General features: G+C 50.7%; 6 protein-coding genes. 5 read left to right on the forward strand and 1 reads right to left on the reverse strand.

Annotated features, from left to right (window positions below; all coding sequences use genetic code 11):
• The first annotated feature begins 168 nt into the window (after positions 1-168).
• The 4 genes from FTO68_RS11555 (at position 169) to FTO68_RS11570 (ending at position 3843) form a co-directional block, all read left to right on the forward strand.
• Positions 169-975, forward strand: a complete 807-nt coding sequence (locus FTO68_RS11555) for an amino acid kinase family protein (protein ID WP_255333564.1) — start codon at positions 169-171, stop codon at positions 973-975.
• A 100-nt stretch (positions 976-1075) separates the two neighbouring features.
• Entirely contained in the window at positions 1076-2029 is a 954-nt protein-coding gene (locus FTO68_RS11560) for an ABC transporter substrate-binding protein (protein WP_255333565.1), read from the forward strand.
• Positions 2030-2083: 54 nt separating this feature from the next.
• Positions 2084-2770, forward strand: coding sequence for an ABC transporter permease (locus FTO68_RS11565; protein ID WP_255333566.1), 687 nt, complete (start codon positions 2084-2086; stop codon positions 2768-2770).
• 5 nt (positions 2771-2775) lie between these two features.
• A complete protein-coding gene (locus tag FTO68_RS11570) occupies positions 2776-3843 on the forward strand; it encodes an ABC transporter ATP-binding protein (RefSeq protein ID WP_255333567.1) in 1068 nt (355 codons plus the stop codon).
• 48 nt (positions 3844-3891) lie between these two features.
• Here the strand turns inward: FTO68_RS11570 and xpt are convergent, their stop codons facing one another.
• Positions 3892-4503 (reverse strand): xanthine phosphoribosyltransferase, encoded by a 612-nt coding sequence (gene xpt, locus FTO68_RS11575; protein WP_255333568.1) that lies wholly within the window; start codon positions 4501-4503, stop codon positions 3892-3894.
• Positions 4504-4608: 105 nt separating this feature from the next.
• Here xpt and FTO68_RS11580 point away from each other — a divergent pair, with 105 nt between their 5' ends.
• Complete coding sequence (locus FTO68_RS11580) at positions 4609-4896, forward strand: hypothetical protein (protein ID WP_255333569.1); 288 nt, start codon at positions 4609-4611, stop codon at positions 4894-4896.
• The last annotated feature ends 112 nt before the right edge of the window (positions 4897-5008 follow it).

The raw sequence follows: 5008 nt of genomic DNA on the forward strand, positions 1-5008 counted from the left end.
CGGGTAAGAGGGTATATCTCAACTGTGAAGAAGAATGAGGGGTCAGTACTTGCCGCCATCAAAGGAGCATTCAGGAGAGAACCCTTCATGCCCACTGTGGCTTACAGGTATAGCTGACCAGTTACGAGAGATTAAAAATAACATAGAATCCATAATGGTTTGATTGATATGCACAGGAGGAGGGAGCTTGAATCCAAACTCAGAGGCGAGACGCTTGGACGTCGGGGCCTCCTGAAAAGATATGAAGGTTTAACGCAGCTTCGGATCGCTCCGGATCTGCATGTTGTGAAGATCGGCGGTCATGGGATCGTCGATTATGGGGCCCCTGTCTTAAAGCCGCTTGCAGAAGAGATCGGGTTGCTCTCACGGAAACACCAGATGATGGTTGTGACAGGTGGAGGTGTTCGTGTCCGTCATATCATGGATATCGGCCTGGATCTCGGCATGCCGACAGGTGTGCTTGCGGAACTCTCTGGTAAGGTGAGTGAGCAGAATGCGATCATGATGTCGGTTCTCCTCTCTGAGTATGGTGGAACCCGAATTCACTCAGCAGATCTCCTTGAGCTCCCGATGCTCCTCCGGATGGGTATTCTTCCGGTGACCCATGGCACTCCCCCTTATGGTCTTTACGAAAAACCCTCAGAAATTGGCATGATCCCGGCTCACCGGACAGATACCGGTGCCTTTCTTATGGCTGAGGTGCTCGGGGCGAAATCCTGTATTCTTGTCAAGAATGTTGACGGCCTCTTTACAGAAAGTCCATTTGATAACCCGGATGCCGAATTGATCGAAGAGATCACAGCCGCCGAACTCCTGGATCTGGGGATGGAGGATCTGGTACTTGAGGATAAGGTGGTTGAGATGCTGCTGGATGCAAAATGTGTCCGTAAGGTTCATATCATCAATGGGCATGTTCCCGGCACACTGACACGCCTGCTGGATGGGGAGCGGGTTGGATCGATTATTAAAGCATAAATGTGGAATGTGATAGTTTATTGTGTTAATTAAATAAGGTTAACAACAAACTAAAAAATAACCGTTAAATAGTAAAAGATAGTAATAACCGCTGTTTACTATGGAATGGAATAGAATTCTTCTCGTGGCTGCCCTTCTGATTGCAGGGCTGCTTGTTGCAGGATGCGTCAGTGAAGATGCACCTGCAGTACCGGATGCAACACCTGCTCCAACAGCCGCTCCAGCTCCCGAAGAGCTTCGGATCGCGACAACCACCAGCCTGTATGACACCGGTCTTCTTGATCACCTGGGACCCGCGTTTGAGAAGAAATATAATGCCAAACTCCTGATCGTCTCTGCAGGAACGGGCAAGGCGCTTGAGTATGGCCAGCGGGGCGATGTCGATGTGATGATGGTCCATGACCGTGCCCGTGAAGATACCTTCATCGCTGATGGCGATGGAGTTGATCGGCGTGTCATCGCGTACAATTACTTTGTGATCGTCGGTCCCGAATCAGATCCGGCAGGCATCCGTGGAACCGAACCTGAGGAAGCATTCCAGACTCTTATGACTGAGGGCAAAGCCGGGACTCCGGGCGTTGTCTTCGTCTCGCGTGGCGATTCTTCCGGAACCCATGCAAAAGAGAAAGCCATCTGGAAGGCAGCAGGCTATGACTATGCAACCGATGTCCAGAATTCAGGCGACTGGTATGTTGAAGCAGGAACCGGTATGGGTGCAACCCTGGTGATGGCAAATGAGAAAGAAGCATACACACTCTCGGATATCGGGACATTCCTTGCATATAAGGGAGATCTTCAGCTTGTGCCGATCGTCGACTCCGGGGATATTCTCCTGAATGTCTACTCCACGATGCTGATTAATCCTGAGAAACATGCAGGTATTGACACAGAACTTGGAAAAGCCTGGATCAATTACTTAATCTCCGATGATGTGCAGCAGGAGATTGCCACCTTCGGTGTTGCAGAGTATGGTGAACCCCTCTTCTTTGCAGCATCCGGAAAATGGGTTCTGATGGGAGTACCCGAAGCAGAGGTAACTTCACCTGTTGTCTGATTGAAACCCAACTCTTTTTTCCATCTTCGACTTCATTATCCATGAGAGTATGCTATGAATGAGATCGTTGCCGGCTTCACCACTGCACTCGAGTTGATCGTAAGCCTGGATCCGGAGGTAATCGAGACAGCTATCCGGAGTATCATTATCTCGCTTACCGCAACGTTCTTTGCCACCCTGCTTGCGATTCCGATCGGATCCCTCATCACCTTTTCAGAATTCCGGGGAAAACAAGCGCTTATAAACCTAATCCAGACGCTTTATGCCCTTCCTACAGTGCTTGTCGGACTTTTTGTCTTTCTTCTGATCTCACGTGCAGGGCCTTTTGGCTTCCTGCGGCTCCTTTTCACCCCTGAAGGGATGATCATCGCCCAGACTGTCCTTATCCTGCCGATTCTGGTCGGGTTGACTATCTCTGCCCTGAAAGGTGTTGACACTACTATCCTCGATACGTTGCGGTCACTGGGTGCGACCCGGTACCAGTTCATGAACAGTGTCGTTCGCGAAGCACGCTATGCGATCATGGCGGCTGTTGTGCTTGCATTTGGCCGTGCCATCTCGGAAGTCGGGGCTGCGATCATGATCGGCGGGAACATCCGGGGCCATACCCGTGTCCTGACGACGGCAATCTCGCTTGAGACCTCAATGGGGAACCTTGCGATGTCGATTGCGCTTGGGATCATCCTCCTCGGAATAGCCCTTGTGATCAACCTTATCTTAGCCTATGTCCAGAACCGGTGATCCTGATGCTTGAACTGCGCGATATTACCAAAAGATTTGGCAACACTGAAGTGCTCAGGGGAGTCTCAGCGGAGATTCAGAAAGGCGAGATATTTACGATCATCGGACCTTCGGGGGCAGGAAAGTCGACATTACTCAGGATTATTAATTTCCTGGAGACGCCAACCTCGGGGACTGTGATCTTTGGTGGGAGAGATATTACCTCAGAAGGATCAATTGCGGTTCGCCGCAGAATGGGCATGGTCTTCCAGAAATCAGCGACCTTCAACACAACCGTATACGAGAATGTTGCCATCGGCCTCAGGTTCAGGGGGATACCTGAGGCAGAAGTCAGGGAAAAGATTACAGAAGCCCTCGGGATTGTCGGCCTCACCGGTTTTGAGGAGAGGAAGGCAAAGACACTCTCAGGTGGGGAGATGCAGCGGGTGGCGCTTGCCCGGGTACTGGTCACAAATCCGGATCTTCTTCTTCTTGACGAACCAACCGCAAATCTCGATCCGGTCTCGGTGGAGATGATCGAGGATCTGATCAAGAAGATCAACCGGGATTTTGGGATCACTATTCTGATGTCAACCCATGATATGGTACAGGGGCAACGGCTGGCACACCGGATAGGGGTGATGATGAATGGGGTTTTTTCCCAGATCGGTACCCCCCGTGAGATCTTTTCAGCTCCCCATGACCGTTACGTTGCCCGTTTTGTCGGAATTGAGAATATTATCGAAGGAGCCATCACTGCAAAAGACGGCGGCCTTGCCACTATCGAGTCAGGTGGCACGCTTCTCTATGCGATCTCCCCTCTCACAGAGAGAACTCATGTGCATCTCTTTCTCAGGCCTGAGGATATCGCACTCAGTTGTACAAGCGAACATGCGACAAGTGTCAGGAACGTTCTCCCCGGGAAGGTTGTTGAGATCACGCCGATGGGACCCTTAAACCGCCTTATCCTTGACTGTGGGGTACAGCTCATCGCCGTTATCACCTGGAAGGCAACCGAGGAGCTTGGGATCAGGGTTGGATCAGATATCTGTGCTTCATTTAAGGCATCGGCTGTGCATGTGGTGGAGAGGTAAGGGGTTTTCCAGAGGATCTTCTGGTTCATGGAAACCCAGAATCCCCCTTCACGTTGATGATCCCTCATCGGCGATCTGAATCACCCCCCTCTCTATCGACTGGATCGGGCAGAGGGACGCAAACTCAATCTCTTCCGGTATCAGCTCCCGCCCCTTCTCATACAGCTTCTCAACAAGCACCCCGACGCCGATAACCTCAGCACCTGCACGGACAGCGAGCCGTATCAACGCAGCAGCCGTTTCTCCCCGTGCAAGCACGTCGTCGATAATCAGCACGCGGTCAACCTCACTCAGATAATCGGATATGATGGAGAGGAAGCTCTCCCTTTCTTTTGTCCGGGATATGAGCCTCTCTTCGATCAAATTGCCGGTAAATGTCTTTGGTACCTCTTTCCGTGCGATCAAGACAGGGATATCAAGATGGATGCCCACAGGCAGGGCGGCTAAAATGCCGCTCACTTCGGCGGTCAGGATCTTTGTCGGCCTTGCAGGTTTGAAATATTCTGCAAATGCCGATCCACACCGATGCAGCAGCCCGGAATCTGCACAATGGTGGATAAAGGACTGCATCCGGATAAGGCCGTCATCACCGGCGGCTGCATCTGATCTGATCCGATCAGCAAGCTCATCATATGCTCTTTTCTTTTCTTTTGTCCCCAAACTTTTCCACACATAGGGCATAATCTCTTCACATAGCACTCTTTTCATCAAACCAGGGCTCCAAAACCAAAAGATCTATATAGTATTATTCCCTAATATTATTACGTGGAAGGCTGGGCGGAAGAGCGGCTTGCTAAACAGCGCGAGACGGGAAAGAAGTGCCTTGAGATCAAGTACATCCAGGGGAAACCCTACGTCTATTATTCAACCAGCACCTACAACAGAGAAACCAAGAAAACCAAGAAGATCTCGGAATACATAGGACGACTTACTCCGGACAGAGGTCTTCTTGTCAAGGGTTCAACCCGCCCGTCCCAGGAGGGCACTACTACGACCACTACTACGAATACACCCATTCCACGGCCGCGATCTGCACATGACCTGACTTTGTGATTTTCTAACTTCACCTCATACCATCACCACACCATCCTGCTACACATTCGACTTATTTTCCTGATCCTCCTTTAATCCAAACAGAAAGCTTTATCGTTTTGTGAGTTATAAT

The sequence above is a fragment of the Methanocalculus taiwanensis genome, from assembly GCF_024372745.1.
Taxonomy (GTDB): domain Archaea; phylum Halobacteriota; class Methanomicrobia; order Methanomicrobiales; family Methanocorpusculaceae; genus Methanocalculus; species Methanocalculus taiwanensis.